The sequence below is a fragment of the Pseudomonas sp. TWI929 genome, from assembly GCF_039673335.1.
Taxonomy (GTDB): Bacteria; Pseudomonadota; Gammaproteobacteria; order Pseudomonadales; family Pseudomonadaceae; genus Aquipseudomonas.
The window spans coordinates 1-26,473 of the sequence record NZ_JBDJLK010000077.1; the positions used below are offsets into that span (position 1 = coordinate 1).

At 66.1% G+C, this 26,473-nt stretch carries 26 protein-coding genes; 22 read left to right on the forward strand and 4 right to left on the reverse strand.

The window, feature by feature from the left end:
• Positions 1 to 148 precede the first annotated feature (148 nt).
• Complete coding sequence (locus ABE456_RS22960; protein WP_346645972.1) at positions 149 to 982, reverse strand: alpha/beta hydrolase; 834 nt, start codon at positions 980 to 982, stop codon at positions 149 to 151.
• Between the two features lie 238 nt (positions 983 to 1,220).
• Between ABE456_RS22960 and ABE456_RS22965 the strand changes: the two genes are divergently transcribed.
• From ABE456_RS22965 to ABE456_RS22975, 3 genes are read left to right on the forward strand one after another with little or no spacing between them, the layout of a single operon-like run.
• On the forward strand, positions 1,221 to 1,955 hold the full coding sequence (locus ABE456_RS22965) for an SDR family oxidoreductase (RefSeq protein ID WP_346645973.1): 735 nt from the start codon (positions 1,221 to 1,223) through the stop codon (positions 1,953 to 1,955).
• 14 nt (positions 1,956 to 1,969) lie between these two features.
• The gene (locus tag ABE456_RS22970; RefSeq protein WP_346645974.1) at positions 1,970 to 2,740 is read left to right on the forward strand and encodes an SDR family NAD(P)-dependent oxidoreductase; all 771 of its coding nucleotides are present in this window, start codon (positions 1,970 to 1,972) and stop codon (positions 2,738 to 2,740) included.
• A gap of 5 nt (positions 2,741 to 2,745) precedes the next feature.
• Positions 2,746 to 3,375 (forward strand): nuclear transport factor 2 family protein, encoded by a 630-nt coding sequence (locus ABE456_RS22975; protein WP_346645975.1) that lies wholly within the window; start codon positions 2,746 to 2,748, stop codon positions 3,373 to 3,375.
• 206 nt (positions 3,376 to 3,581) lie between these two features.
• Here ABE456_RS22975 and ABE456_RS22980 read toward each other — a convergent pair whose 3' ends face one another.
• The gene (locus ABE456_RS22980; protein WP_346645976.1) at positions 3,582 to 4,772 is read right to left on the reverse strand and encodes an acyl-CoA dehydrogenase family protein; all 1,191 of its coding nucleotides are present in this window, start codon (positions 4,770 to 4,772) and stop codon (positions 3,582 to 3,584) included.
• The gene (locus tag ABE456_RS22985) at positions 4,769 to 5,929 is read right to left on the reverse strand and encodes an acyl-CoA dehydrogenase family protein (protein WP_346645977.1); all 1,161 of its coding nucleotides are present in this window, start codon (positions 5,927 to 5,929) and stop codon (positions 4,769 to 4,771) included. Before ABE456_RS22985 ends, ABE456_RS22980 begins: the two co-directional genes overlap by 4 nt.
• Positions 5,930 to 6,152: 223 nt before the next feature.
• Here ABE456_RS22985 and ABE456_RS22990 point away from each other — a divergent pair, with 223 nt between their 5' ends.
• From ABE456_RS22990 to ABE456_RS23080, 19 genes are all read left to right on the forward strand, one after another.
• The gene (locus tag ABE456_RS22990) at positions 6,153 to 7,043 is read left to right on the forward strand and encodes a VOC family protein (RefSeq protein ID WP_346645978.1); all 891 of its coding nucleotides are present in this window, start codon (positions 6,153 to 6,155) and stop codon (positions 7,041 to 7,043) included.
• A 13-nt stretch (positions 7,044 to 7,056) separates the two neighbouring features.
• Positions 7,057 to 7,932, forward strand: coding sequence for a CoA-transferase (locus ABE456_RS22995; protein WP_346645979.1), 876 nt, complete (start codon positions 7,057 to 7,059; stop codon positions 7,930 to 7,932).
• 23 nt (positions 7,933 to 7,955) lie between these two features.
• The gene (locus tag ABE456_RS23000; RefSeq protein ID WP_346645980.1) at positions 7,956 to 8,753 is read left to right on the forward strand and encodes a ketoacid CoA transferase; all 798 of its coding nucleotides are present in this window, start codon (positions 7,956 to 7,958) and stop codon (positions 8,751 to 8,753) included.
• 10 nt (positions 8,754 to 8,763) lie between these two features.
• The gene (locus ABE456_RS23005) at positions 8,764 to 9,681 is read left to right on the forward strand and encodes an enoyl-CoA hydratase (RefSeq protein WP_346645981.1); all 918 of its coding nucleotides are present in this window, start codon (positions 8,764 to 8,766) and stop codon (positions 9,679 to 9,681) included.
• Positions 9,678 to 10,802, forward strand: coding sequence for a nitronate monooxygenase (locus tag ABE456_RS23010; RefSeq protein ID WP_346645982.1), 1,125 nt, complete (start codon positions 9,678 to 9,680; stop codon positions 10,800 to 10,802). Before ABE456_RS23005 ends, ABE456_RS23010 begins: the two co-directional genes overlap by 4 nt.
• The gene (locus ABE456_RS23015; protein WP_056801332.1) at positions 10,799 to 11,551 is read left to right on the forward strand and encodes an enoyl-CoA hydratase family protein; all 753 of its coding nucleotides are present in this window, start codon (positions 10,799 to 10,801) and stop codon (positions 11,549 to 11,551) included. Before ABE456_RS23010 ends, ABE456_RS23015 begins: the two co-directional genes overlap by 4 nt.
• 9 nt (positions 11,552 to 11,560) lie before the next feature.
• Positions 11,561 to 12,724, forward strand: a complete 1,164-nt coding sequence (locus ABE456_RS23020; RefSeq protein ID WP_346645983.1) for an acyl-CoA dehydrogenase family protein — start codon at positions 11,561 to 11,563, stop codon at positions 12,722 to 12,724.
• 10 nt (positions 12,725 to 12,734) lie between these two features.
• The gene (locus ABE456_RS23025; RefSeq protein ID WP_346645984.1) at positions 12,735 to 13,793 is read left to right on the forward strand and encodes an acyl-CoA dehydrogenase family protein; all 1,059 of its coding nucleotides are present in this window, start codon (positions 12,735 to 12,737) and stop codon (positions 13,791 to 13,793) included.
• A gap of 3 nt (positions 13,794 to 13,796) precedes the next feature.
• Positions 13,797 to 14,948, forward strand: coding sequence for an acetyl-CoA C-acetyltransferase (locus ABE456_RS23030; protein WP_346645985.1), 1,152 nt, complete (start codon positions 13,797 to 13,799; stop codon positions 14,946 to 14,948).
• Between the two features lie 35 nt (positions 14,949 to 14,983).
• Complete coding sequence (locus tag ABE456_RS23035) at positions 14,984 to 15,862, forward strand: SDR family oxidoreductase (protein ID WP_346645986.1); 879 nt, start codon at positions 14,984 to 14,986, stop codon at positions 15,860 to 15,862.
• A 39-nt stretch (positions 15,863 to 15,901) separates the two neighbouring features.
• Complete coding sequence (locus ABE456_RS23040; RefSeq protein WP_346645987.1) at positions 15,902 to 16,687, forward strand: SDR family oxidoreductase; 786 nt, start codon at positions 15,902 to 15,904, stop codon at positions 16,685 to 16,687.
• Between the two features lie 11 nt (positions 16,688 to 16,698).
• The gene (locus ABE456_RS23045; protein ID WP_346645988.1) at positions 16,699 to 17,169 is read left to right on the forward strand and encodes a MaoC family dehydratase; all 471 of its coding nucleotides are present in this window, start codon (positions 16,699 to 16,701) and stop codon (positions 17,167 to 17,169) included.
• 6 nt (positions 17,170 to 17,175) lie between these two features.
• Positions 17,176 to 18,384, forward strand: a complete 1,209-nt coding sequence (locus ABE456_RS23050; protein WP_346645989.1) for an acetyl-CoA C-acyltransferase — start codon at positions 17,176 to 17,178, stop codon at positions 18,382 to 18,384.
• 256 nt (positions 18,385 to 18,640) lie between these two features.
• Positions 18,641 to 19,636, forward strand: coding sequence for a YCF48-related protein (locus ABE456_RS23055; RefSeq protein ID WP_346645990.1), 996 nt, complete (start codon positions 18,641 to 18,643; stop codon positions 19,634 to 19,636).
• A complete protein-coding gene (locus tag ABE456_RS23060) occupies positions 19,633 to 22,011 on the forward strand; it encodes an MMPL family transporter (protein ID WP_346645991.1) in 2,379 nt (792 codons plus the stop codon). Before ABE456_RS23055 ends, ABE456_RS23060 begins: the two co-directional genes overlap by 4 nt.
• Positions 21,992 to 23,194, forward strand: coding sequence for a helix-turn-helix transcriptional regulator (locus ABE456_RS23065; RefSeq protein WP_346645992.1), 1,203 nt, complete (start codon positions 21,992 to 21,994; stop codon positions 23,192 to 23,194). The genes ABE456_RS23060 and ABE456_RS23065 overlap by 20 nt, the downstream gene beginning before the upstream one ends.
• Positions 23,195 to 23,270: 76 nt before the next feature.
• Entirely contained in the window at positions 23,271 to 24,650 is a 1,380-nt protein-coding gene (locus ABE456_RS23070; protein ID WP_346645993.1) for a DUF1329 domain-containing protein, read from the forward strand.
• A 139-nt stretch (positions 24,651 to 24,789) separates the two neighbouring features.
• A complete protein-coding gene (locus ABE456_RS23075) occupies positions 24,790 to 25,830 on the forward strand; it encodes a Rieske 2Fe-2S domain-containing protein (protein ID WP_346645994.1) in 1,041 nt (346 codons plus the stop codon).
• Between the two features lie 56 nt (positions 25,831 to 25,886).
• Entirely contained in the window at positions 25,887 to 26,060 is a 174-nt protein-coding gene (locus ABE456_RS23080; protein ID WP_346645995.1) for a hypothetical protein, read from the forward strand.
• A gap of 64 nt (positions 26,061 to 26,124) precedes the next feature.
• On the opposite strand, the gene ABE456_RS23085 is transcribed toward ABE456_RS23080, so the two are convergent.
• The coding region (locus ABE456_RS23085; protein WP_346645996.1) for an FAD-binding protein at positions 26,125 to 26,473 on the reverse strand (349 nt) is incomplete at its 5' end.

A 26,473-nucleotide genomic window follows, 5' to 3' on the forward strand; every position in this document is an offset into this window, starting at 1 on the left:
CAGCAATTTGTGCCACTGTGCTGAAACGCTGGGGCCGCTTTGCGGCCCTTTCGCGACGCAAGGCCGCTCCCACATGGCCAGCGCAAGGCCACTAGATTAATGCAAGACAGTTGCTCCCAGATTAGGTATGGGTTCAGGACCTGGTCCATCACCCGTGCTGCAGGAACTCCAGGCAGCTACGGTTGAACAGCTCGCGATGTTCCACCTGCACCCAGTGCCCGCAACGGTTGAGCACGATAAAGCGTGCCTGGTGTGCGCCATCGATGATGTGCTGGGCGCCACTGACCGGGTTGAAGTTGTCGTTGCTGCCCCAGAACCCGAGGATCGGGCATTCGATCTCAGCCAGGCGCGAGCGCATGTTCGGCACCAGCATGGTGCTGAACAGGTTCTTCGGTTGCGTCACCGCCACCGCCACCCGCTCCAGCAGCAGCTCTTCGGGCAGGATCGAGTCATCGAACAGCTGCAGGCGCATCATGCTGCGCATTTCCTCAAGGCCGATGGGGCCGGCATTGAACAGCCCGACCATGCGCAGGATGCCGGGCATCTGGAAGTAGGTTTCCCGTTCCTCCACGCCCCCCGGTGCCAGCAGGATCAAGCGTTCCGCCAATTGCGGCAGGCGCAGCGCCAGGCCCAGGGCAATGGCGCCGCCCAGCGAGTTGCCGAGCAGAGTGCAGCGGCTGATGCCGAGTTGCTCGAGCAATGCCGCCACGCAATCGACAAAGAAATCCAGTTCGTAGCGTACGTCGTCGGGCTTGTCCGAACGGCCGAACCCGGGCAGGTCGAGGAGGATGTTGCGGTAGCCGGCCGCGACCAGCTCTGGGTAGTTGCCCTTGAAGTTGCTGAAACCGCTGGCGCCCGGGCCGCTGCCGTGCAGCCAGAGCACCACCGGGCCTTGGCCTTCGTCCAGGTAGTGCAGGCGCAGGCCATTGGCCAAGGTGGCGTAGTGGCCAGTGGGCAAGGGCAAATCGACGGGTTGGTTCATGCCGGTTCTCCAGTTCTCGATGGGGTGAGGGCACGCCGGGCAGGCCATCTTGCCGCCTGAAGGGGAAGGCCAGGCCGGCCCGGAATGCGTCCCCCGATCCTGTGCCGCCTGGACTTGGCCGGCATCGTCCATCCGGACCACGACGCGCGCGTAGCGCTAGTCCTATCGGACGATGTTCGGCACGGGCCGGCGGCCAATGATGGTGGAAGACCAACGGGCTTCAACCAAGGAGAACGCTATGAAACTGCAGAACAAAGTGGCCTTCGTCACCGGCGCCGGGCAGGGCATGGGCCAGGCCATCGTGCGCCGCTTCGTCGCCGAAGGGGCGAAGGTGGTAGCTGTAGACCTCAACCAGGCCACGCTTGCCACCCGCCTGGCCGACCTCGGCGACGCGGTATTGGCGCTGGGCTGCAACGTGGCCGATGCCGCGTCGGTGGCCGATGCCATGGGCCAGGTCGAGGCGCATTTCGGCGGCCTGGACATCGTCGTTAACAACGCAGGCGTCGGCGCACTGGATGCCTTCCTCGACACACCGGACGACAGTTGGGCACGGGTTATCGGGGTCAACCTGGGCGGCACCTTCCTGTGCTGCCGCGAAGGCGCCCGCTTGATGCTCAAGGGCAAGCGCCAGGGGGTACTGATCAACCTGTCGAGCACCGCTGCGCTGACCGGTGAGGGGCCAAGCCACTACTGCGCCTCGAAGGCCGCGGTCATGGGCCTGACCCGCTCGATCGCCCGTGAGCTGGCGGCGCAGGGCATCCGCGTCAATACCCTGGTGCCGGGCCCGACCAACACGCCGATGATGGCCGGCATCCCCGATGAGCACATGCAGGCGCTGCTGAAGAACGTGCCACTGGGGCGCATGTGCGAAACCGACGAGATCGCCCGGGTGGCGGTGTTCCTGGCCAGTGATGACGCCAGCTTCATTACCGGGCAGAACATCGCCGTCAACGGCGGCATGGCCTTTATCTGACAGGAGATCGACCGATGAGCAAACGTCTGCAAGGCAAGATTGCCTTCGTCACCGGGGCCGGCTCGGGCATCGGCGAGGCGACCGCATTGCGCTTCGCCGAAGAGGGCGCCCTGGTGGTGCTGTGTGGGCGGCGCCGCGAGCCGCTCGAAGGTGTACAAGAGCAGATCCTGGCACGCGGTGGCTGCGCGGAGGTGGCGGTGGCCGACGTCAGTGACGAGCAGGCCTATGTCGCGGCACTGCAAGCCACTGCCCAGCGCCATGGTGGCCTGGACATCCTGGTCAACAACGCCATGGCCTATACATGGGGTGGCATCGACAGCATGACCACTGCCGACTGGCACGCCAACTTCGCCACCACCGTGGACGGCACCTTCTGGGGTACACGTACGGCGATGCAACTGATGAAGGGCAAGGGCGGCTCGATCGTCAACATCGCTTCCATCTGCGGGTTGTTCGGTACCGCCTGGATGGCCGGCTACTCCGCCGCCAAGGCTGCGGTGATCAATTTCAGCCGCGCAGCGGCCAGCGAAGGCGCGGCGGACAATATCCGTTGCAACGTGATCATTCCCGGTGTGGTCGACACGCCAGCGACGGCGGGCATGCTCAGCGACGCCAAGGCCCGGGCCAATACCGAGAAGGTCATCCCCATGCGCCGGGTCGGCCTGCCGCAGGAGCTGGCCAACGCCATCCTGTTCCTGGCCAGCGACGAGGCTTCGTACGTGACCGGGGCGAGCCTGGCCGTGGACGGCGGGCGCGGTTCGGACCTGTACACGGTGCTGGAATGACGGCCATGGAGAGCAGCTCGCTGCTGCAGCGCATCGACCGCCTGGAGTCGTTGGACGCGATTCGCCAACTGGCCGGCAAGTACGCGCTGGCCCTGGACATGCGCGACATGGACGCCATGGCCAACTGCTTCGCCGCAGACGTGCGGGTCGGCCGCGACAAGTATGGCCGCGCCCACCTCAAGGCCTGGCTGGACGAGACCATGCGCAAGCAGTTCCATGGCACCTCGCACCACCTGGGCCAGCACATCATCGAGTTCAGCGATGCCGACCATGCCACGGGCGTGGTGTACTCGAAGAACGAGCATGAAACCGGGCCGGAGTGGGTGATCATGCAGATGCTGTACTGGGATGACTACGAGCGTATCGACGGGCGCTGGTGTTTCCGCCGACGCCTGCCGTGCTACTGGTACGCCACCGACCTGAACAAGCCACCGATCGGTGGCCTGAAGATGCGCTGGCCAGGGCGTGAGCCTTATGCCGGGAGTTTCCACGAGCTGTTCCCGTCGTGGGATGCGTTCTGGACGCAACGGCCAGACAAGGACGCGCTGCCGCAGATTGCCGAGCCGGCACCGTTGGAGGGTTTTCTGCAAGCGATGCGGCGTGGGGCAGGGGACCCGAAGATTCGCGTTCGCTAACTACTGCTGCCAAGGCAGGTGCCCCTGCCTTGCGCAATTTCCAAGGGCTGGCGCGATCCTTGTGGGAGCGGGTTCACCCGCGAACACCGGCTACGCCGGTGCCATACACCGTGTTGCCTGCTTCGCGGGTGAACCCGCTCCCACAAGGATCGCGCCAGTAATCAGACATTGGGCAAGATAGTTGATCCCATGATTCAAAAAGGGGCTCATCGCCCCTTCACCTCCCGCGGCATGCCCAGCGCCCGTTCGGCAATCACATTGCGCTGGATCTCGTTACTGCCGCCATAGATCGTGTCGGCCCGGGTAAACAGGAACAGCGACTGCAACCGGCTCAACCCATACGGTGCGCTCTCCAGCACCTCGGCGGCATCCCCCAGCACATCCATGGCCAGCTTTCCCAGTTCGACATGCCAGTTCGACCAGGCCAGCTTGTAGATCATCGCTTCACGCGCGAGGCTGCCATCCTGCGGCCCGGACAGCATGCGCAGAGAGTTGTAGCGCAGTACCTTGAGCCCCGACCAGGCCTGGGCCAGGCGCTGGCGCAGCAGCGGGTCGCGGGCGGCGCCGTTGGCGCGGGCAATGCGCAGTACTTCCTCCAGTTCGTTGTGAAACTGCATCTGCTGGCCCAGCGTTGACACGCCGCGCTCGAAGCCCAGCAGGGCCATGGCGATCTTCCAGCCTTCACCGGGCTGGCCCACCAGGTTGTCGCGCGAGGTCTCGGCCTGGTCGAAGAACACCTCGTTGAACTCGCTGGTGCCGGTCAGTTGCTGGATCGGTTGCACGCGGATGTTCGCCTGGGCCATCGGCACCAGCAGGAACGACAAACCCTGGTGGCCGACGCTGCCAGGCTCGGTGCGGGCCAGCACGAAGCACCAGTCGGCCTCGTGGGCCAACGAGGTCCAGACCTTTTGCCCGCTTATCAGCCAGCGCTCGCCGTTGGCGTCGAGGCGGGCGCGGGTTTGCACGTTGGCCAGGTCCGAGCCGGCGCCGGGTTCGGAGTAGCCCTGGCACCAGAACGCCTCGCCCTTGAGGATGCCCGGCAGCAGGCGCTGGCGTTGCTCGGGCGTACCAAAAGCGGCAAGGGTAGGGCCGACCAGCCCCTCGCCGATATGGCCCATGCGCCCAGGGCCACCGGCCCGTGCGTATTCCTCGTGGAAGATCACTTGCTGGCTGATGCTTAGGCCGCGGCCGCCGTCTTCCGGCTTCCAGCCCACACCCACCCAACCACCGGCTGCCAGCTCGCGCTCCCAGGCTTTGCGTTCGGCGGGGAAGCTGTGCTCGTCGCCTGGGCCGCCGCGAAAGCGCAGCGGCGCGAATGCGCCTTGCAGGTGCATCGCCAGCCAGCTGGCGACCTCTTGGCGGAAGGCTTCGTCCGCCGTACTGAAGCCGATTTTCATGGTTGTTCTCCCAATAGTTCGGCGGCCAGGCATTCACGGTGCCACGCGGGGTTGCCGAGCAACTGTTCGCTGGCCCTGGCGCGCTTGAAGTAGAGATGTGGGTCGTATTCCCAGGTGAAACCGACCCCGCCGTGCAGCTGGATCGACTCGGCCGCGCAGTGGAAGAACGCTTCGCTGGCATGGGCCTTGGCCGTGGCCGCCGCAGCCAGCAACTCGCCGCGCACGGCCGGGTCGCCGTCTTCGGCCAGGTACTCGCGGGCTACGCAGGCGGCGTACCACACGGCCGAGCGGGCGCATTCGACGTGCAGCATCATGTCGGCGCAGCGGTGCTTGATGGCCTGGAAGCTGGCTACCGGGCGGCCGAACTGGTGGCGTTCGGCTGTGTAGGCCAGGGTCAGGTCCAGTGCCTGCTGGGCGCCACCGAGTTGTTCGGCGGCCAGGCCAATGGCCGCGATGCGCTGGGTGGCCTGCAGCAGTGGCCAGGCCTGGTCGATGGCGCACAGGCGCTGTGCTTCGGTGACCTCGACCTGGTGCAACTCGATACGCGCCAGGCGCCGGGTTTGGTCAAGGGTGGGCAATGTAGTACGTACTACGCCTGGTGTATTGGCCGGCACGGCAAACAGGTTGATGCCCTGATCGCCGACGCTACCCGGGCGGCGTGCAGCGATCAGCAGCAGGTCAGCCTGGGCACCGTCGATGACCTGGGCGTGGCAGCCATCGAGGCGGTAGCCATCGCCGTCAGGCCGTAGCTCGACCTGCAGTTGCCCGGCCTGCAGCGGGCAGGCCAGGGTAGCGTGCAGTTGGCCGGCGGCAATGGCCGGCAACCAGTCGGCTTGCAGTGCCGGGTTGTCGGCCAGCAGCAGGGCCGGGGTGGCCAGGCAACTGGTGGCGAACAGCGGCGAGCCAAGCAGAAAGCGCCCGCATTGCTCCAGCAACACGGCCAGCTCGACGAAGCCAAGGCCCATGCCGCCGTAGGCTTCGGGCACCATCAGTGCGGGCCAGTACAGCGCCTGGCCGATCTGCCGGCACAGCTCGGGGTCGTAGCCGCCGTCACGGCTCATGCCCGCGCGTACTGCGTGCGAGTCGCTGGCCTGGGCGAGAAAACGCTCGGCACTGTCGCGAATCATCAACTGTTCCTCGGTGAAAGCGAACTCCATAGTGGGCATCTCTAGGCTGGTGGGGCGGCAGCGCAGCCCCAGGATTCAGAAAACAACAAGCCGAATCTAGGGCCGGGCCAGTAACCGCGAATCACTGAAACGGACTAGGCGCGCAGCCCGCTGCGCCACGCCTTGCGCTTAGTCTCAACGGACGATGAGCGCAGGCGTGGCGCTTTGCACAATGTTCCCCAAGGCAACCCCTTGAGCCAGGAGGAACATGGGCATGATCGACATACGTGGTTTGAGCTATTTCGTCTCGCAGATCGAGAACCTCGGCCAGTGGCAACGCTACGCCGAGGATGTGCTCGGCATGCAGGTACAGGCGGCACCCGGCGGCGGCCTGTACGTGAAGATGGACGAGCGGCCCTACCGCATGCTGGTGGTCGAGGGCGACTCGCCGCGCTACCTGGCCAGTGGTTGGGAGCTGGCCAACGAGCAGGCCTTCAACCAGGCCCTGCAACACCTGGACCGCTGCGGCGTGGCCTGGCAGGCCGGCAGCGCCGAGGCCATCGAGCAGCGTGGCGTGCAGGCGCTGGTGACACTGAGCGACCCGTCCGGCAACGCGCATGAGCTGAGCTGGGGCCACCGCTCCGACTGCCAGCCGTTCGTGTCACCGCAGGGGGTGCCGCGTTTCGTCACTGGCGACATGGGCCTTGGCCACACTGTGCTGCCCGCACCGAACTTTGACGCCACCCTGGCGTTCGCCAAGGACGTGCTCGGCTTCGGCCTGTCGGACATCTTCAATTTCCGCCCCGACCCTTCGGCGCCGCCGGTGCGTATCCATTTCCTGCACTGCGCCAATGCCCGCCACCACAGCCTGGCACTGGCCGAGTACCCGGTGCCGTCCGGCTGCGTGCACGTGATGGTCGAGGTGGACTCGATGACCGAGGTTGGCCGTGCCCATGACCGCATGCAGGCCCACGGCGGGCAGCTGTCGGCCACCCTCGGCCAGCACCTGAACGATGGCATGACCAGTTTCTACATGAAGACACCGTCCGGCTTCGACCTGGAGTACGGCTATGGCGGGTTGCAGGTCGACTGGGCCGAACACTCGGCCTTCGAGTTCACCCGCGTGAGTATCTGGGGCCACGACTTCTCGGTCGGCCGCCAGTAAGGAGCAGTTGAGCATGAACAAGCAAATGACCAGTGCCGATGCCGTCGCCCAGCTGCGCGACGGCATGACCATCGGCTTCGGCGGCTGGGGGCCACGGCGCAAGCCGATGGCCATCGTCCGGGAAATCCTCCGCTCGCCGGTCAAGGACTTGACCGTGGTCGCCTACGGCGGCCCGGAAGTGGGCATGCTGTGCGCCGCTGGCAAAGTGCGCAAGCTGGTGTTCGGCTTCGTCACCCTCGACGCCATCCCGCTCGAACCGTATTACCGCAAGGCCCGCGAGGCCGGCGAGCTGGAGCTGATGGAGCTCGACGAAGGCATGTTCCAGTGGGGGCTGCGGGCTGCGGGCATGCGCCTGCCGTTCCTGCCCACCCGTTGCGGCCTGGCCACCGACGTGACACGCCTCAACCCGGCGCTGAAGACCGTGCGCTCGCCCTACGACGACGGTGAGGTGTTGCTGGCCATGCCGGCGCTGGAGCTGGACGTGGCGTTCCTGCACGTGAATGTCGCCGACCGCCTGGGCAACTGCCTGGTCACCGGCCCCGACCCGTATTTCGACCATCTGTTCGCCCGCGCGGCCAAGCAGTGCTTCGTTTCTTGCGAGCGCCTTGAACAGCGCCTGCAACTGGATGCCGAGCAGGCCCGCTACAACACCTTCGAGCGTTACCTGGTGACAGGCGTGGTGCATGCCCCGCTCGGTGCCCACCCGACGTCGTGCCCGTCGGACTACGGCTGGGACCTGGAACACCTCAAGGGCTATGTCGCCAGCGCCCAGGAAGAGGGCGGTTGGCAGCGCTACGTCGAGGCCTGCGTGGCCGGTGGCGAGCAAGCCTATCAAGCGCACAACGGCGGTGCCGCGCGCATGGGCGCCTTGCCCTTACCCGTGTTCTGACCCGTGTTCCGAGGAGCCCAAGTATGACTGCCACCCAAGAATTCACCCTTGCCGAACTGCTGATCGTCGCCGCCGCCGAAGCCTGGCGTGGCAATGGCGAGGTCATCGCCTCGGGCCTGGGCGTGATCCCGCGCCTGGGTGCGAGCCTGGCCAAACTCACCCATAGCCCCGAACTGCTGATGACCGACAGCGAAGCGTTCCTGGTCGAGCAGCCGATCCCGCTGGGCCCACGCGGCGAGCAAACGCCTCGCTACAGCGGCTACCTGTCGTTCGAGCGGGTGTTCGAGTGCGTCTGGGGTGGCCGCCGCCACGCCATGATCGGGCCGACCCAGGTCGACCGCTGGGGCCAGACCAACCTGTCCTGCGTCGGCGACTACCGCAAGCCGCGCACCGCCATGCTCGGCGTGCGCGGCCTGCCCGGCAACAGCATCAACCACATCAACTCGTTCTTCGTGCCCAACCACAACACCCGGGTGTTCGTCAGCGGCGAAGTGGACATGGTCTCGGGCGTCGGCTTCAAGGCCGAGCGCTGGCCGCAAGGCGCGCGCCGCGACCTGATGGACATCCGCCAGGTCATCACCGACCTGTGCACCCTGGATTTCGACGGGCCTGACCGCGCCGTGCAGGTGCGCACCCTGCACCCGGGCGTGAGCTTTGACGAGGTGCAGGACAAGACCGGCTTCCCGTTGCTCAAGTCGGCGCAACTGCGCGAGACCGCGCACCCCAGCGCCGAGCAGTTGGCGCTGATCCAGCGCCTCGACCCCCATGGCTTGCGCGCCAGCGCGATCAAGGGCAACCCGCCTGGCATCCGCGCCGCCTGAGGACACCCGCATGCACAGCAGCGACAACCAATTCGTCAGCCGCGAAGACGCGGCCGTGTACGAAACGCAAAACCCGGTGCTTTATGCCGTGGCCGAGGGGATCGCTACGCTGACCCTCAACCGCCCGGCGTTCAACAACGCGCAGAACTCGCAGATGACCTACGCCCTGGACGCAGCCTTGCGCCAGGCGGTAGACGACGACAGCGTCAAGGTCATCGTGCTGTGTGGCGAGGGCCGGCATTTTTCCGCCGGCCACGATATCGGCACCCCGGGGCGTGACATCAACAAGCCCTTCGACCGCGCGCACCTGTGGTGGGACCACACCAACAAACCCGGTGGCGAGCAACTGTACGCCCGCGAGCAGGAGGTGTACCTGGGCATGTGCCGACGCTGGCGCGAACTGCCCAAGCCGACCATCGCCATGGTCCATGGCGCCTGCGTGGCCGGTGGGCTGATGCTGGCGTGGGTATGCGACCTGATCGTCGCCAGCGACGATGCGTTCTTCCAGGACCCGGTGGTGCGCATGGGCATCCCGGGGGTGGAATACTTTGCCCACCCGTACGAGCTGAACCCACGCATCGCCAAGGAATTCCTGTTCTGTGGCGAGCGCATGAGTGCCGAGCGCGCCTACCAGATGGGCATGGTCAACCGCGTGGTGCCGCGCGAGCAATTGCAGGCGGTGACCTATGCACTGGCGGCCAGCATCGCCCGCCAGCCGCGCATGGGCCTGGCCCTGACCAAGCAGGCGATCAACCACGTCGAGGACTTGCAGGGCAAGCGCACGGCCATGGATGCGGCATTCGCCTGGCACCACTTCGCCCATGCCCATAACGAGCTGCTGTCGGGCGACAAGCTTGGCGGCTTCGACGCCAAGGGCATGGCCCAGGCCAACAAGCAGGCGCTGCAGGGCGAAGGGGGCGACCGGTGAGCCGCTGGATGAACACGCCGCTGACCGAGGCGCTGGGCTGCCGCTACCCGGTGGTGCAAACGGCCATGGGCTGGGTGTCCGATGCCAACCTGGTGACCGCCACCACCCAGGCGGGTGGGTTCGGCTTCCTGGCCGGGGCGACGATTGCTGCCGATGCGCTGGAGGGCGAGATCCGCAAGGTGATCGAGGCCACCGGCGGCAGCAACTTCGGCCTCAACTTCCACATGTTCCAGGACAACGCGGCGCAGTGCGTCGACCTGGCCATCCGTTATCGCCTGCGTGCGGTCAGTTACGGACGCGGGCCGGATGCGCAAACCATCGCCCGCTTCAAGGCCGCCGGGGTGTTGTGCATTCCTACCGTCGGCGCCCTCAAGCATGCACTCAAGGCCCAGGAACTGGGCGCCGACCTGATTACCTTGCAGGCGGGCGAAGGCGGTGGCCATACCGGCGGCGTGCCAGGCTCGATCCTGTTGCCGCAGGTGTTGGCGGCAGTGCGCGTACCGGTGATCGCCGCCGGTGGCCACTCCACCGGGCGCGGCCTGGCCTCGGTGCTGGCGGCCGGTGCCAGCGGCATCGCCATGGGCACGCGGTTCCTGATGACCCGCGAATCGCCAACCCCGGCCACCACCCTGGCGCGCTACCTCAAGGTCGACGACCCGCAACAGGTGCGGGTGACCACGGCGGTGGACGGCATGCGCCACCGCATGATCGAGAACCGCTTCATCAATCGCCTCGAACAGGCCGGGCCGTTCGGCCGTTTGCGCATCGCCCTGGCCAGCGCCTGGCAATGGAAGCAGCACACCGGCATGAGCCTGGCGCACATGGGGGCGGTGTTCGTGCGAGCCCTGCGCGAAGACCCGGCGGCCTTGTCGCAAGTGGTCATGGCGGCCAACCAGCCGGTGCTGTTGCAGCGCTCGATGGTCGATGGCCAGCCGGACGCCGGCATCCTGCCCAGTGGCCAGGTGGCGGCGGCGATCAGCGAGTTGCTCAGCTGCCGTGAGGTCATCGAAGGCATCGTGGCCGAAGCCAACCAGTGCCTCGACGCCTTACTCGCGCGCTGCCCGGCCGAGCCTGCGGCAACACCCAACGACAGTCTTGCCCTTAGCGGAGAACGCTCATGAACCAGGCCTTCACCACCCAGATCGACCAGGGCATTGCCGAACTGGTGATCGACAAACCCCCGGTCAACGCCCTCGACAGCCAGCAATGGCGCGCCCTGGCTGCGCAAATCAACACCCTCGGGGCCAACCCCGAGGTGCGGGTTATCGTTATTCGCGCCGAAGGGCGCGGCTTCTGTGCCGGCGTCGACATCAAGGAACTGGACGCCCACCCCGAGCGCATCGTCGAGGTCAACGCCGGCAACTATGAAACCTTCAAGGCGGTGCACCGCAACCCGGTGCCGGTGATCGTCGCCGTGCATGGCTTTGTGCTGGGCGGCGGCATCGGCATCACCGGCGCCGCCGACATTGTCGTGGCTGCCGACTGCGCGCGCTTTGCCCTGCCGGAAGTGGACCGCGGCGCCATGGGCGGCGGCGCGCACCTGCAGCGGCTGTTCCCGGTGCAGAAGGTGCGCTACCTGTTTTTCACCGGCGACAGCATTGGCGCCCAGCAGGCCCAGGCTTACGGCTTTATCGAGCGCGTGGTGCCCAAGGCGCAGCTGCGTGAAACGGCACTGGAGATCGCCGCGCGCATCGCCGCCAAGAGCCCGGGGATGATCCGCATCGCCAAGGAGGCCTTGAACGGCATCGAGGACGGCAACCTGGAAGACAAGTATCGCTGGGAGCAGGGCTTCACCTTGCAGGCCTACACCAGCCCCGACTCGGCGGAAACCCGCCGGGCGTTCGTCGAAAAACGCGACGCCAAGTTCTGAGGGAACGCCATGCAACTGACCTTTACCCCCAAACAGCAGGCGTTTCGCGCCGAGGTGCGGGCCTGGCTCGCGCATAACCTGCCACGCCAACCGCTGGCCAGCTACGACACCCGCGAAGGCTTCGAGCAGCACCGAGCCTGGGAGGCCAAGCTGTTCGAAAGCCGCTGGTCGATGGTGATGTGGCCTGCCGAACTGGGTGGGCGCGGCTGCGACCTGATCGAATGGCTGATCTTCGAGGAAGAGTACTACGGCGCCGGGGCGCCGATGCGCGTCAACCAGAACGGCCAGTTGTTGCTTGGCCCGACCCTGATGGAGTTCGGCACCGCCGAGCAGAAGCGCCGCTTCCTGCCGCGCATGGCGGCCAGCGTGGACATGTGGGCGCAGGGCTGGTCGGAGCCCAACGCCGGCTCCGACATGGCGGCGATCACCAGCAAGGCGCTGCTCGACGGCGACCACTATGTGCTCAATGGCCAGAAAACCTGGTCGACCCGGGCGATCTTCGCCGACTGGCTGTTCGGCCTGTTCCGCAGCGAGCCAGGCTCCAGCCGCCACCATGGCTTGTCGTTCCTGATGGTGCCGCTCGATGCACCGGGGGTGAGCATTCGCCCGATCAAGGCACTCAACGGCAAGGACGCTTTTGCCGAGGTGTTCTTCGACGATGTGCGGGTGCCGGTAGCCAACCGCATTGGTGCGGAGGGGCAGGGCTGGCACGTGGCCATGGCCACCGCCGGTTTCGAGCGCGGGTTGCTGCTGCGCTCGCCCGCGCGCTTCCAGTACACCGCTCGCAAGCTGGTCGAGCTGTTCAAGGCCAGCCCGGAAAGCGCCGCGCGCGACCCAGGGCTGGGCGAGGCGGTCAGCGACTGCTGGATGGGCGCCGAGGCCTATGCATTGTCGGCCTATCACACGGTCGGGCGGCTGTCCCGTGGTGAACAGATCGGCGCCGAGTCGAGCATCAACAAGATCATCTGGTCCGAGCTCGACCTGAAGATGCACGAAACCGCCATGCGCCTGCTGGGGGCGCGTGGCGAACTGTTGGCCAACGCACCGGCGGCGGTAGAGGCGGCGAACTGGCTGGAAGGCTTCCTGTTTGCCCAGGCCGGGCCGATCTATGCCGGCACCAACGAGATCCAGCGCAACATCATCGCCGAGCGCATGCTCGGCCTGCCCAAGTAAGGACCAGGCCATGGACTTCACCTTTACCGATGACCAGCTGTCGTTTCGCGAAGCCATCAGCCGTTTCCTGATGACCGAAGCCGCCCCGGAAATGCTCCGGGAAATCTGGGAAACCGACGCCGGACGCTCGCCCGACCTGCGCAACCGCATTGCCGCCCAGGGCCTGACGGCGCTGTCGGTGCCCGAGGCCGAGGGCGGCCTGGGCATGGACGATGTGGCTTGGGCATTGATGACCCAGGAACTGGGCTACTACGGCATCCCTGACTCACTGGCCGACACCGCCTATGTGGCCGCCGGGCTGCTGGCCGGCCTCGACCCTGGCCACCCGGCGCGCGCCGAACTGCTGCCGCGCATCGCCGAGGGCAGTGTGCGCCTGGCGATCAGCCATGCCATCAACCCGCTGGTCAGCGATGCCCAGCTGGCCGAGGTGCTGATCCTGCCGGCGGGCGATGACGTGCACCTGGTGCCGCGGGCGGCGGTAGATGTGCAGGCCAACCCGAGCATCGACGCCTCGCGGCGCCTTGGCCAGGTGAGCTGGAACCCGTCAGCGCAGACCTTGCTGGCCGCTGGCGAGCAAGGCCGTCGCTTGCAGGCACTGATGCTCGACCGTGGTGCGTTGTCGGTGGCTGGGCAGTTGCTCGGCCTGGCCCAGCGCATGCTCGACTTGTCGGTGGACTACGTGGCCCAGCGCAAGCAGTTCGGCCGGCAGATCGGCAGTTTCCAGGCGGTCAAGCATCACCTGGCCGACGTGGCGCGGCAGATCGAGCAGGCCAAGCCGGTGCTGTACCGCGCCGCCCATGGCCTGGCGCGCGGCGCGGCAAACGCCTCGGTATGGGTCTCGCAGGCCCGCCTGGCCTGCTGCGAGGCCAGTTGGCTGGCGGCGCGCCACGGCATCCAGGTGCATGGCGCGATGGGGTACACCTGGGAAGTCGACCTGCAGATGTTCATGAAGCGGGCCTGGGCGCTGGATGCGTCCTGGGGTGACCGCGGTTTTCACAAATCCCGTGTCGGCGCCTACCTGTTCGCCGACGGCGCCCGGCTTGGGCCGGGGCATACCTTCGAGGAGTAGAACATGGCAGAGGCATATATCGTCGATGCGCTGCGCAGCCCCACCGGCAAGCGCAAGGGCGCGCTGGCCGAGGTGCATGCCATCGACCTGGGCGCGCACGTGCTCAAGGCCCTGGTGGCACGCAACGCCATCCCCGCCGAGGATTACGATGACGTGATCTTTGGCTGCGTCGACACCATTGGCGCCCAGGCCGGTGACATCGCCCGTACCAGCTGGCTGGCAGCCGGGCTGCCGCTGTCGGTGCCGGGTACCACGGTCGACCGCCAGTGCGGGTCGTCGCAGCAGGCGCTGCACTTTGCTGCCCAGGCGGTGATGAGCGGCACCCAGGATGTGGTCGCGGTAGGCGGCGTACAGACCATGACCCGTATTCCGATTTCCTCGGCGATGCTGGCCGGCCAGCCACTCGGCTTCGCCGACCCGTTCAGCGGCAGCGAGGGCTGGCGCGCGCGCTTCGGCACGCAGCCGGTCAACCAGTTCTATGCCGCGCAACGCATCGCCGACCATTGGCAGATCAGCCGCGAGCAGATGGAGGTGTACGCCCTGGAAAGCCATCGTCGGGCGTTGGCGGCCATTGCCAGCGGGCGTTTTGCCCGCGAGATCGTCGGTTACCAGGGTATGGCTGAGGACGAAACCCCGCGACAGACCAGCTTGGCGAAAATGGCCGAACTGCAAGCAGTCGACCCGCAGTTCCCGTCGATCACAGCGGCGGTTTCCAGCCAGACCTGTGACGCTTCGGCCGCTTTGCTGGTGGTCTCGGAAGCAGCGCTCAAACGCTACGACCTGACGCCCAGGGCGCGCATCCACCACCTGACGGTGCTTGGCGACGACCCCATCTGGCACCTCACCGCACCCATTGCCGCCACCCGCAGGGCCTTGCAGCGTAGCGGCCTGCGCATGGCCGATATCGACCGGGTGGAAATCAACGAAGCCTTCGCCTCGGTGGTCATGGCCTGGAGCAAGGAGCTCGACTACGACCCGGCGCAGACCAACGTCAACGGCGGCGCCATTGCCCTCGGCCACCCGCTGGGCGCGACCGGTGCCCGCTTGGCCACCACGCTGCTCAACGAACTGGAATGCAGCGGCGGCCGCTATGGCTTGCAGACCATGTGCGAAGGCGGTGGCCAGGCCAACGTAACCATCATCGAGCGCCTGTGAAGCGCGCTCCTCATTCCCGGTATAAGGATTCAGACATGGCGATATGTGAAGGCCGCACGGTGATCATCACCGGTGCCGGCGGCGGATTGGGCCGCGCTTATGCACTGGCATTCGGCGCCGAGGGCGCCCAGGTGGTGGTCAACGATATCCGGGCCGAGGCGGCGCAGGCGGTGGCCAGCGAGGTGCGTGCCAGTGGTGGCCAGGCCATTGCCAACAGTGACGACATCACCAGCCTGGCCAGTGCCCAGCGCATCGTAGACGCCGCGCTCGCGGCGTTCGGCGAAGTGCACGTGCTGGTCAACAACGCCGGGGTGCTGCGTGACCGCATGTTCATCAGCCTGGACGAAGACGACTGGGACCTGGTGATGCGCGTGCATCTCAAGGGCCATTACTGCCTGGCGAACATCCTTGGGCGCCGTTGGCGCGACTTGGCCAAGGCCGGCACGCCGGTTGCCGGGCGGATCATCAACACCAGTTCCGGGGCCGGCCTGCAGGGCTCGATCGGCCAGTCCAACTACGCCGCAGCCAAGGGCGGGATTGCCGCGCTGACCCTGGTGCAAGCGGCAGAGCTTGCACGTTACGGCGTCACCGCCAACGCCCTGGCACCGGCCGCGCGCACGGCGATGACCGAAAGCGCGATGCCGGACGTGGTCAAGGCCCCTGCAGACGGCAGTTTCGATGCCTGGGCGCCGGAAAACGTCGCGCCGCTGGTGGTGTGGCTGGGCAGTGTCGAATCGGCCCAGGTGACCGGGCAGGTGTTCGAAAGCCAGGGCGGGCGGATCTCGCTGGCCGATGGCTGGCGCACCGGTACCACCGAGGACAAGGGTGAGCGTTGGCAGGTAGAGGAAATCGGCCCGGTGGTGGCGCAGATCCTTGCCCAGGCGCCGGCGGCACAACGGGTCTGGGGCAGCTAGGCCGCGTCAGACCAGACCACCGACTATAGGAAACCGCACATGAAGCAAGCTCCCCCTTATGTACCCGGCCACCAGTTGCTGGCCGGCAAGTCCGTGCTGATCACCGCCGCCGCGGGTGCCGGCATCGGTTACTCGGCAGCTCGACGCAGTGCCGAAGAAGGCTGCCGCGCGCTGATGATTTCCGATGTGCACCCACGCCGCCTGGAGGAGGCGGTGGAACGCCTCAAGGCCGAAACCGGGCTGCAGGCCATTCATGGCCAGTTGTGCGACGTTACCGTGGAAGCCGATGTGCAGGCATTGGTCGACCGCGCCGAGGGCCTGCTGGGCGGCGTTGATGTGCTGATCAACAACGCTGGGCTCGGCGGCCAGAAGGCTGTGGTCGAGATGACCGACCAGGAATGGTCGCGGGTGCTCGATGTGACCCTTACCGGCACCTTCCGCATGATCCGGGCCATGCTGCCGCACATGCAGCGGCGCGGTGCCGGTGCCATCGTCAACAACGCATCGGTGCTTGGCTGGCGGGCGCAGAAGGAGCAGGCGCATTACGCCGCGGCCAAGGCCGGGGTGATGGCGCTGACCCGCTGCAGCGCCCTGGAAGCGGCCGAGCATGGCGTGCGCATTAACGCGGTGTCGCCGTCGATTGCCCTGCACGACTTTCTCAAGAAGGCCTCCAGCGAAGCATTGCTGGCCAGCCTGGCCAGCCGCGAGGCCTTTGGCCGCGCCGCCGAGGTCTGGGAAGTGGCCAACGTGATGATGTTCCTGGCCAGCGACTATGCGTCGTACATGGTCGGTGAAGTGTTGTCGGTCAGTTCACAGCAAGCCTGAGGAGCCCCACCATGAGCCATGTCTTCAACAGTGCCCAGGCCCTGCTGGCCGCCGAGGGCACCGACCTGGGCTGCAGCGACTGGCTGACCATCAGCCAGCAGCGCATCGACCTGTTCGCTGAAGCCACCGGCGACCACCAGTGGATTCATGTCGACCCTGAGCGGGCTGCGCAAGGCCCGTTCGGCGCCTGTATTGCCCACGGTTACCTGACCCTGTCGCTGGTCAACCTGTTCCTGCCGCAGCTGCTGACCATCGACAACCTGGCGATGGGCGTCAACTACGGCAGCGACCGTGTGCGCTTCCCGGCGCCGGTGCGCGTTGGCGCGCGGGTGCGCGGTCGTGGCCAGGTGCTGCGCGCCGAGCAGGTGGCCGACAGCGTGCAGCTGGTGGTGCGGGTCAGCGTCGAAATCGAAGGCGAAAGCCGCCCCGGCTGCGTGATCGACACCATCAGCCGTTACACCTTCAACCCTGTAGTCGAGTGAGCCGTCATGGACCTGAATGAAGCAGTCATCGTTGCCACCGCACGTACCGCGCTGGCCAAATCGTTCCGTGGGTCGTTCAACGACACCGAGGCACCCGTGCTTGGCGGGCATGTGGTCCGTGCCGTGGTCGAGCGTAGCGGGGTGGAGGCCGACGCCATCGACGATGTGATCATGGGCGCCGCCGTGCAGCAGGGCACCCAGGCCTACAACATCGGCCGCCTGTGTGCCTATACCGGCGGGCTGCCGCACAGTGTGCCGGGCATGGCCGTGGACCGCATGTGCGCCTCGGGGCTGATCAGCATCGGTATGGCCGCCAAGGGCATTGTCAGCGGCGAGCTGAACATTGCCATCGGTGGCGGCGTGGAGTCGCTGTCGCTGACCCAGACCAAGCACAAGAACACCTACCGCGCGCAATCTCAGGCGGTGCAGGCGGTGATGCCGGATGCCTACATCCCGATGCTGGAAACCGCCGAGATCGTCTCGCGTCGATATGGCATCAGCCGCGCCGCGCAGGATGAGTATTCGCTGCAGAGCCAGTTGCGCACGGCAGCCGCCCAGCGCGACGGGCTGTTCGACGAGGAACTGGTGCCGTTAGAGGTCGACAAGCTGCTGTTCGACCAGGACGGCCAGCCTGCCGGGCATCAGCGGGTGCGGGTGGAGCGCGATGAATGCAACCGCCCAGGTACCCGGCTGGAGGACCTGGCGGCGTTGAAGCCGGTATGGAAGGACGGCAAGTGGGTGAGCCAGGGTGAGTTCGTTACGGCGGGCAATGCCTCGCAGTTTTCCGATGGTGCGTCAGCCAGCCTGTTGATGAGCCGCGCCGAAGCGCACCGGCGTGGCCTGACGCCGCTGGGTATCTACCGGGGTATCGCCTTGGCGGGATGCGCGCCGCAGGAGATGGGTATCGGGCCGGTGCTGGCGGTGCCGAAGCTGCTTAAACGCTTTGGCCTGGGGGTGGCGGATATCGGCTTGTGGGAGATCAACGAGGCATTTGCCTGCCAGGTGCTGCATTGCCGTGATGCGCTGGAAATCCCGCCGGAGCGGTTGAACGTGAACGGTGGGGCGATTGCGATTGGTCACCCGTTTGGCATGTCTGGTGCGCGGATGGTGGGCCATGCATTGCTGGAAGGGCGCCGGCGTGGCGTGCGCTACGTGGTGGTAGCGATGTGTATCGGTGGCGGGATGGGGGCTGCGGGGTTGTTTGAGTTGCCTTGATAGCCGTATTGCCCCGTTACTGCAGGCGCATGGCACCGGCTGCGCCGGTGTTCGCGGGTGAACCCGCTCCCACAATGAATTGCGCAGCCTTCGAGCCTTGTGCAGAACCTGTAGGAGCGGCTTTAGCCGCGAACACCGGCGCAGCCGGTGCCATCCTCCGCAGCCCTGCAAGGGGCCGGGGTTAGGCCATTTGGACGATGTAGCCCAGGGCAGGGCAGCCGGATCATTTCGGCACAATTCCAAGAGGGTCACCCCTATGCAGCCTGCCCCGCGCCAACTGACCGGCTACGTGATGAGCGCCATCGTCATCGCTGCCGTCGCCTTTGCCTTCGCCCCACGCCAACCCGCGCCCCTCGCAGTCACCGAAGTACTGGCCGACCGGGTTCAGGTCAATGCGCTGGTAGGCGCCGGGGACCGCCTGATCGCCGTCGGTGAACGTGGCACGCTGCTCACCAGCCACGACAGCGGCCGCAGCTGGCAAGCCGGCCAACTTGGCGCGGGGCGTGACGCCACGCTGACCGGCGTGGTCGCCGTCAATGCCCAAGTGCTGGTTGCCGTGGGCCATGACGGCTGGATCCTGCGCTCCGGCGATGCTGGCCAGACCTGGCAGGAGAAACACCACGACGCCGAACTCGGCGAGCCGCTGCTCGGGGTCTGGAGCGGTGACGGCCAGCAGGTGGTGGCCTACGGCAGCTATGGCAAGTTCCTGGTCTCCGACGATGCAGGTGAACACTGGGCCGCGCGCGAAATGCCTGGTGACGGTGCCCATTTCAATGGCCTGGACGGCGGGGCCGACGGGCGCCAGATGCTGGTTGGCGAGCAAGGCCTGGTGCTGCGCTCCAGCGATGGTGGCCAGAACTGGCAGCTCATGCCGCCGTTCTACAATGGCTCGCTGTTCGGTGTGGTACGCCTCTCGGCCTCGTCATGGCTGGCCTATGGCATGCGTGGCCATGTGTTTCGCAGCACCGACTTCGGCGACAGCTGGCAGCGCATCGATGTTGGCAGCAACCAGCCCATCTACGGCCACGCCCGCTTGCCGGGGCAGGGCGGGTTGGTGCTGGTAGGTGCTGCCAGCCGGCTGATCCGCCTGGATGCCCAGGGCAACCTGCTGGGCATCGACCAGCGCAGCGGCCTGGGCACCTTGACCTCGGCGCTGGGCCTCAGTGGCCGCCACCTGCTGGTGGCCGGTGAGCGCGGCGTGTTCCAGGGCGTGCAACCCACTGTCGCGCTCAGCCAGGAGGCCCGGCCATGAGCCGTAGTCGGACTGACCGCTGGGTGCGCAGTTGCGCGGATCTGTTGCTCGACGCCAGGCGGGCCTGGCTTGGGCTGTTCTTGCTGGTGACCGTGGCGCTGGGTTACAGCGCCACCCAGGTGCGCCTGGACCCCGGTTTCAACAAGCAGATCCCGGTGCGCCACGCGTACATGCTCAACTTCCTCGATTTCAGCCGGGCTTTCACCGGGGCCAATCGCCTGCTGGTGAGCGTGCGCTGGAAGGGCGAGGGCGATATCTACCGCCCGGAATTCCTCAAGGTATTGCAGCAGGTTACCGACGACGTGTTTTTCATCCCCGGCGTCAGCCGGCCGAGCGTAACCTCGTTGTTCACGCCCAATGTGCGTTATGTGGAGGTGACCGAAGAGGGCTTCGTCGGTGACCTGGTGGTGCCGCCACAGTACGCTGGCACCGCCGAGGACCTGCAGAAGGTGCGCAGCAACGCCGCGCGCGCCGGGCAGGTGGGCCGCCTGCTGGCCAACGACCAGCGCGCGGCGCTGGTGCGCGCCGACTTGCAGGACAACGACCCGCGTACCGGCCAGCCAGTGTCATATGTGGAGGTCGCCAAACGCCTGGAAGACATCCGCGCGCGCTACGCCAGCGCCGACATCGAGATCAATGTGGTGGGCTTCGCCAAGCTGGTGGGCGATGTGGTCGAGGGGCTGAACACGGTGCTGCTGTTCTTCGTCGTCGCTTTTCTGATTACCGCCGCGCTGCTCTGGGTGTACTCGCGCTCGTTGCGCCTGACCCTGGTGGCATTGCTGGTGGCACTGTTGCCGGTGGTGTGGCTGCTGGGGTTGCTGCCACTGCTGGGCCTGGGCATCGACCCGATGTCGGTGCTGGTGCCGTTTCTGATCTTCTCCATCGGCGTGTCACATGCGGTACAGATGACCAATGCCTGGAGGCAGGACCTGCTGGCCGGCGCAACGGCAGCGCAAGCGGCGCACTCGGCCTTCTGCAAGATCTTCATCCCCGGCTCGTTGGCGCTGCTGATGAATGCCCTGGGCTTTGCCGTGATCATGCTGATCGACATCCCGATCGTGCACGAGCTGGGGGTGACGGCCTGCCTTGGGGTGATGCTGATGATCGTCACCAACAAGATGCTGTTGCCGTTGGTGCTGTCATACCTCAAGGTCAAAGTGGCTGCGGCGCCGCAGACAGCCGCGGAGCAACAACACCCCCTTTGGTGGCGCCTGTCGGCACTGGCGCAGCCAGGGCCTGCCTTGCTGGTGTTCAGCATCAGCCTGCTGCTGCTGGGCGTGGGCGTGTTCAAGGCGCGGCAGCTGGCGGTGGGCGACATCGGCCCTGGGGCGCCGGAGCTGCGTGCCGATTCGCGCTACAACCAGGATAACCAGCGCATCGTCAGCAGCTACGCCATCGGCCTCGACGTGCTGGCGGTCTTCGTCCAGGCCCGCGGCATCGACGAAGCCTGCCTGGCTCCGGCGGTAATGCGCGCGGTCGAATCGTTCGACTTCCAGATGCGCAACGTCGCCGGGGTGCAGTCGGTGCAGAGCGTGGCCGGCATGGGCAAGGAAATGATCGCCGGCAACAACGAAGGCAACCCGCGCTGGGCGGCCATACCCGGGTCCGCACGTGGCCTGCAGCAAGGCTCGATGGCCTATACGCCAGACTCGGGCCTGGTCACCGAGGGTTGCCAGCGCATGCAGGTGCTGGTGTTCCTCAATGACCACGAGGGCGCGACCGTGGCCCATGTGGTCAGCGAGGCCCGACGCATTATCGCCACGGTGCAGGTGCCGCAGGCGACGTTCCACCTGGCCGGGGGCAATGTCGGGGTGATGGCGGCGTCCAACGAGGCGGTCAAGCAGGCCGAGGTCTGGATGCTGGCAGCGCTGTTCTGTTCGGTTGGCCTGTTCTGCCTGCTGACCTTCCGTTCATTGCGTGCGGTGCTGTGCATCGTGGTGCCGCTGGGCATCGTGGCGATCCTGTGCAACGCGCTGATGGCGTGGTTGGGCATTGGCCTGAAGGTCGCGACCTTGCCGGTGATGGCGCTGGGGGTTGGGGTGGGGGTGGATTACGGCATCTACCTGTACGAGCGCATCCAGCATGAAATGGCTGACGGCCAGGACCTGCGCAACGCCTTCTACCGCGCCATGTGCCAGCGCGGTACGGCGGCGGTGTTCACCGCCCTGACCATGTCGATCGGGGTGGGCACCTGGGCCTTCGCACCGCTCAAGTTGCAGGCCGACATGGGCATCCTGCTGGCGTTCATGTTCCTGGTGAACGTGTTTGGCGCGATCTTCCTGCTGCCGGCACTGGCGGCCTGGTTCGACCGCGACCGGCCGCTGGTGGCCCGCGCCCCCGACCTGGAGCCTGCCCATGCACACCACGCTGTCTAACGCTCAGGTGCTGGCCCAACTGGGCATCGAGCTTGACGAATACGAGCGCCTGATCGGCAACATGTACGATGCGGCGCTCGATACCCAGCGGCTCAACGATGCCCTGCGCCAGTTGCGCGGGCTGTTTGCGGCCAGCTACGTGACGCTGATCCTGCGCGTGCTCGACGAGCCGTTGCTGTCACCGATGATGGTCGCCGGCGATGTCGAGCCGGGGGAGGGTGGCGTCAACCATTTCGCCTACTGCGAGAAGGCCTCGCTGTTCGACAGGCTGCCGGTGGACACCGTGTTCACCATCGACGAGCTGATGAGCGATGCCGAGTGGGCCTGTTCGTCGTTCTACCTGCTGTACTGCGCGCCCTACGGCTGTTTCCACATGCTCGGCGTCGACATCAGCATGCCTGACGGTGGCACCCTGCGCCTGCGCATCAACCGCCCGCGTGGGCAGGCCCGCTTCAGCGAGCTGGAGCGGGCGCTGTGCGCGATGCTGGTGCCGCACCTGCGCCGGGCCCTGCACATGCACGCATTGCTCGACCGCAGCGCCTCGCTGGGCACGCTGTATTCCCAGACCATCAACCGCCTGGCCGTGGCCACCATCATGCTCGACGAGACCGGCAGTGTGCTGCAGCTGAACCCGGTGGCCCGCGAGATACTCGACAGCAACGACGGGCTAAAACTGGTGGGTGGCCGCCTGGAGGCCACTTACCCGAGCGACAACCGCGAGCTGGGCCGGCTGGTGCGCAGCGCCTTCCTGCGCAGCCGGCAAGGCAACCTGGCCGCCCAAGGCGCCGAGGCGATGTCGGTGTCACGCCCGTCCGGGCAGGTCAACCTGGGGGTGGTGGTCGAGTTGGTGCCGTCCCAGGAGCTGGTTGAGGGCAAGGGCAAGCCGACAGTGGTGGTGTACGTGCGCGACGCGGTGGGCAAGTCGCTGGCGAGCAACACGGTGACCGCGCAGCTGTACAACCTCACACCGGCTGAAACCGGCCTGGCCCTGGAGCTGGCCAACGGCTTGTCCCTGGAAGAGGCTTCCGAGCGGCTCAACATCCGCCGCAACACGGCGCGCGCGCACTTGCGCTCGATCTTCTCGAAGACCGGGGTGCGGCGCCAGACCGAGCTGGTGCGGATCATGCTCAACAGCGTGGTCGCACTGGGCGAGCCCGGCAGCCTGGCGCCGCAAATGCGTTAGTCCGAGCGGACGATGCTGCTGGCGTGAGGGCCTACCGATACTGGGCCACCGCTATCGGTAACCAAGGAGAACAACAATGACCGAGAGTATTCTGGCGCGCCGCGGCCTGGCCCTGAGCCTGCTGCTGATGGCTACGGCGCCGGGTGTGGCGCTGGCCGCGCCCGAGGATGTCGAGCGCCTGGGCAAGGACCTTACCTGCGTGGGGGCAGACCCGGCTGGCAACGCCGATGGCAGCATCCCGCCGTTCTCCGGCAAGTGGCTGGGTGTGCCGCCCAACGTATCGTTCAAGGGCACCGGCCAGCATCCTGTGGACCCGTACCCGGAAGAGAAACCGCTGTTCGTGATCACTGCCGCCAACCTGGCCCAGTACGGCGATGCCTTGTCCGACGGGCAGAAGGCGCTGTTCAAGCTGTACCCGGCCACCTTCAGGATGCCGATCTACCCCAGCCACCGAGACTTCCGCTTTGACGACGCGGTATGCCAGGCGACCCGCGAAAATGCCAAGGTGGCCAAGCTGGTTGACGATGGCGAAGGCGTGGTCGGCAAGACCGGTGGCACGCCATTCCCGGTGCCGCGCAGTGGCCTGGAGCTGCTGAAGAATGCCTCGACCTTTACCTTGCGTGCCTGGACCGAGGAATACACGTCCGACAACGCCTACGTGCTCAAGGACGGCAACATCAACTGGGGCCGCGTGCATTCGCGCAACCTGGCACCGGCACTGGAGCCAGGCAAGGTGGGCGACACGGTGGGCAACTCGTCGTTCTACCTCAACGAAACCCTGTTGCCGCAACGCGATAAAGGTGAGATCAACACCGGTACCGAGTTCTGGAACGACAAGACCGAACCGCGCCAGGCCTGGCGCTACGACCCGGGCACGCGGCGGGTGCGGCAGTCGCCAGGGTACGGCTTTGACATGTCGTTCCCCGGTAGTGGCGGCTCGATCACCGTCGACGAGGTGCGCCTGTTCAATGGCTCGGGCCAGCGCTATGACTGGAAGATCGTCGGCAAGCGGGAAATGTTCATCCCCTACAACGCCTACCGCGTGCACGCCCCGGACCTCAAGTACGCCGACCTGTTGACGCCTGGGCACCTCAACCCGCAGGCCATGCGCTACGAGCGCCATCGGGTGTGGGAGCTTGAAGGCACCCTCAAGCCTGGCTATCGGCACCTGTATGGCAAGCGCAAGTTGTACATCGACGAGGACACCTGGTTCCCGATGCTGGCCGACAACTATGACAACCGTGGCGAGCTGTGGCGCACCTCGATGGTCAACTACTTCTATGCCTACGAGTCGCAACGGCCGCAGGCCGGCGTGGGGCTTTACCACGACCTCAATGCCGGCAGTTACCTGGCATTCAACCTGATCAACCAGCAGCGTAACGGCTACCTGCTCAACCGCACCGGCTTCAGCCCGCGGGATTTCGGCCCGGAGGCGGCGCGGCGTTTCGGCCAATGATGCGCGCACGGGCCCGACCTAGTCCGATTGAAGGATGAGGGCCCGCCACGCCTGCTCAAAGATAGCCACCAGGTATTCCCCCTGGCACCGCAGGGGTATTGCCGGTGACTGGCGTATCCAATACAGGAATAACAAGAACATGACCAAACTCGCCGAACTTTCCATCGAAAGCGCCCAGCGCGCCCACCGTTACGCCAGGGGCTGGCACTGCCTGGGCGTGGCCGACGACTACCGTGATGGCAAGCTGCATACCCTGAATGTGTTTGGCACGCGCCTGGTGGCCTTCGCCAACAGTGCCGGTGCCATCAGCATTCTCGATGCGTTCTGCCCGCACATGGGCGCCGACCTGTCCCAGGGCACCATCGAAAACGACAGCGTGGTGTGCCCGTTCCACCATTGGAAGTACGACACCAGCGGCAAGTGCGTGGAAATCCCTTATTGCAAGCGCATACCGCCCAAGGCGAAGACGCGCAGCTGGCTGACCAGCGAGGAAAACAACCTGCTGTTCGTGTGGAACAACCCGGAAGGGCGCCCGCCCAAGGACGGCGTGGTCATTCCGCACCTGCCGGAAATGGACGACGCCGACTGGATCCATGACTGGAACATCGACACCATGCTGATCGAGACCAACCCGCGCGAGCTGGTCGACAATCTGGTCGACGCCCAGCACTTCGGGCCGGTGCACGGTACCCCGACCAAGTATTTCGCCAACGTGTTCGAAGGGCATATCGGCCGGCAGATCTTCCATGGCGACTCCGAGCGCTTGGGCGGCGATTTGATCGCGCCTTCGGCGTACTACGGGCCGGCCACGCACTTCACCGAACTGAGCTCGATGTTCGGCGAGGTACGGGTGCACGCGATCCTGCTCAACAGCCATGTGCCGGTGACGCCGGACAGCTTCGTGCTGCGCTTTGGTTGCATGGTCAAGCGGGTGCCGGGCCTGACCGATGAGCAGAACAGTGAGATCGCCAAGGCCTACGTCAAAGGCAACCGCGAGTCGTTCTACCAGGACGTGGATATCTGGAAGCACAAAGTGCGTATCGACAAGCCGGTGCTGGCCGAGAACGACGGCCCGGTTTACCAGCTGCGCGAGTGGTATCAGCAGTTCTTCACCGACGAGGACCAGGTGCCGGCGAGCATGGCCGAGCGCCGCGAGATCGTTACGGTGGATGAACGCTGAGTGCCACAGCGCCTCGCCAGCCTGGGGTTGGCGAGGTGCTGATCGAGGAGGTAGTGATGAAGATACAGAGCTTGCTGGCGTACAGCGTGCCGTTGTTGGTGGTGTTGATCATCGGCCTGACGTTGGTCGCCTCGGCGGTGCCCGAATCGGCTGCGGCCAAGGCGTGCCGGCAGATTCCGGGTTGCATGAATATATTGCCGAGCTTCCAGGGGTTCCCCGGGGTTCGCTGAGCGGTGCAGACGCCATAAAAAAGCCCGGCCCTCGGTTTGAGGGCCGGGCTTTTGCATCAGTGGATCAGGCCAGCTGTTCCAGCTCTGGAACGGCCTCGAAGAGGTCGGCAACCAGGCCGTAATCGGCCACCTGGAAGATCGGCGCTTCTTCGTCCTTGTTGATCGCAACGATCACTTTGGAGTCTTTCATGCCGGCCAGGTGCTGGATGGCGCCGGAGATACCGACGGCGATGTACAGCTGTGGTGCAACGATCTTGCCGGTCTGGCCAACCTGCATGTCGTTCGGCACGAAGCCCGCGTCCACTGCGGCGCGCGAGGCACCGACGGCAGCGCCGAGCTTGTCGGCCAGGCTGTACAGGTGCTTGAAGTTGTCACCGTTGCCCATGCCACGGCCGCCGGAGACGACGATCTTG

Coding starts and splice junctions, on each gene's coding strand:
- ABE456_RS22960 (WP_346645972.1), bottom strand. CDS start 982: ATGAACCAACCCGTCGATTTGCCCTTGCCCACTGGCCACTACGCCACC.
- ABE456_RS22965 (WP_346645973.1), top strand. CDS start 1,221: ATGAAACTGCAGAACAAAGTGGCCTTCGTCACCGGCGCCGGGCAGGGC.
- ABE456_RS22970 (WP_346645974.1), top strand. CDS start 1,970: ATGAGCAAACGTCTGCAAGGCAAGATTGCCTTCGTCACCGGGGCCGGC.
- ABE456_RS22975 (WP_346645975.1), top strand. CDS start 2,746: ATGGAGAGCAGCTCGCTGCTGCAGCGCATCGACCGCCTGGAGTCGTTG.
- ABE456_RS22980 (WP_346645976.1), bottom strand. CDS start 4,772: ATGAAAATCGGCTTCAGTACGGCGGACGAAGCCTTCCGCCAAGAGGTC.
- ABE456_RS22985 (WP_346645977.1), bottom strand. CDS start 5,929: ATGGAGTTCGCTTTCACCGAGGAACAGTTGATGATTCGCGACAGTGCC.
- ABE456_RS22990 (WP_346645978.1), top strand. CDS start 6,153: ATGATCGACATACGTGGTTTGAGCTATTTCGTCTCGCAGATCGAGAAC.
- ABE456_RS22995 (WP_346645979.1), top strand. CDS start 7,057: ATGAACAAGCAAATGACCAGTGCCGATGCCGTCGCCCAGCTGCGCGAC.
- ABE456_RS23000 (WP_346645980.1), top strand. CDS start 7,956: ATGACTGCCACCCAAGAATTCACCCTTGCCGAACTGCTGATCGTCGCC.
- ABE456_RS23005 (WP_346645981.1), top strand. CDS start 8,764: ATGCACAGCAGCGACAACCAATTCGTCAGCCGCGAAGACGCGGCCGTG.
- ABE456_RS23015 (WP_056801332.1), top strand. CDS start 10,799: ATGAACCAGGCCTTCACCACCCAGATCGACCAGGGCATTGCCGAACTG.
- ABE456_RS23020 (WP_346645983.1), top strand. CDS start 11,561: ATGCAACTGACCTTTACCCCCAAACAGCAGGCGTTTCGCGCCGAGGTG.
- ABE456_RS23025 (WP_346645984.1), top strand. CDS start 12,735: ATGGACTTCACCTTTACCGATGACCAGCTGTCGTTTCGCGAAGCCATC.
- ABE456_RS23030 (WP_346645985.1), top strand. CDS start 13,797: ATGGCAGAGGCATATATCGTCGATGCGCTGCGCAGCCCCACCGGCAAG.
- ABE456_RS23035 (WP_346645986.1), top strand. CDS start 14,984: ATGGCGATATGTGAAGGCCGCACGGTGATCATCACCGGTGCCGGCGGC.
- ABE456_RS23040 (WP_346645987.1), top strand. CDS start 15,902: ATGAAGCAAGCTCCCCCTTATGTACCCGGCCACCAGTTGCTGGCCGGC.
- ABE456_RS23045 (WP_346645988.1), top strand. CDS start 16,699: ATGAGCCATGTCTTCAACAGTGCCCAGGCCCTGCTGGCCGCCGAGGGC.
- ABE456_RS23050 (WP_346645989.1), top strand. CDS start 17,176: ATGGACCTGAATGAAGCAGTCATCGTTGCCACCGCACGTACCGCGCTG.
- ABE456_RS23055 (WP_346645990.1), top strand. CDS start 18,641: ATGCAGCCTGCCCCGCGCCAACTGACCGGCTACGTGATGAGCGCCATC.
- ABE456_RS23060 (WP_346645991.1), top strand. CDS start 19,633: ATGAGCCGTAGTCGGACTGACCGCTGGGTGCGCAGTTGCGCGGATCTG.
- ABE456_RS23065 (WP_346645992.1), top strand. CDS start 21,992: ATGCACACCACGCTGTCTAACGCTCAGGTGCTGGCCCAACTGGGCATC.
- ABE456_RS23070 (WP_346645993.1), top strand. CDS start 23,271: ATGACCGAGAGTATTCTGGCGCGCCGCGGCCTGGCCCTGAGCCTGCTG.
- ABE456_RS23075 (WP_346645994.1), top strand. CDS start 24,790: ATGACCAAACTCGCCGAACTTTCCATCGAAAGCGCCCAGCGCGCCCAC.
- ABE456_RS23080 (WP_346645995.1), top strand. CDS start 25,887: ATGAAGATACAGAGCTTGCTGGCGTACAGCGTGCCGTTGTTGGTGGTG.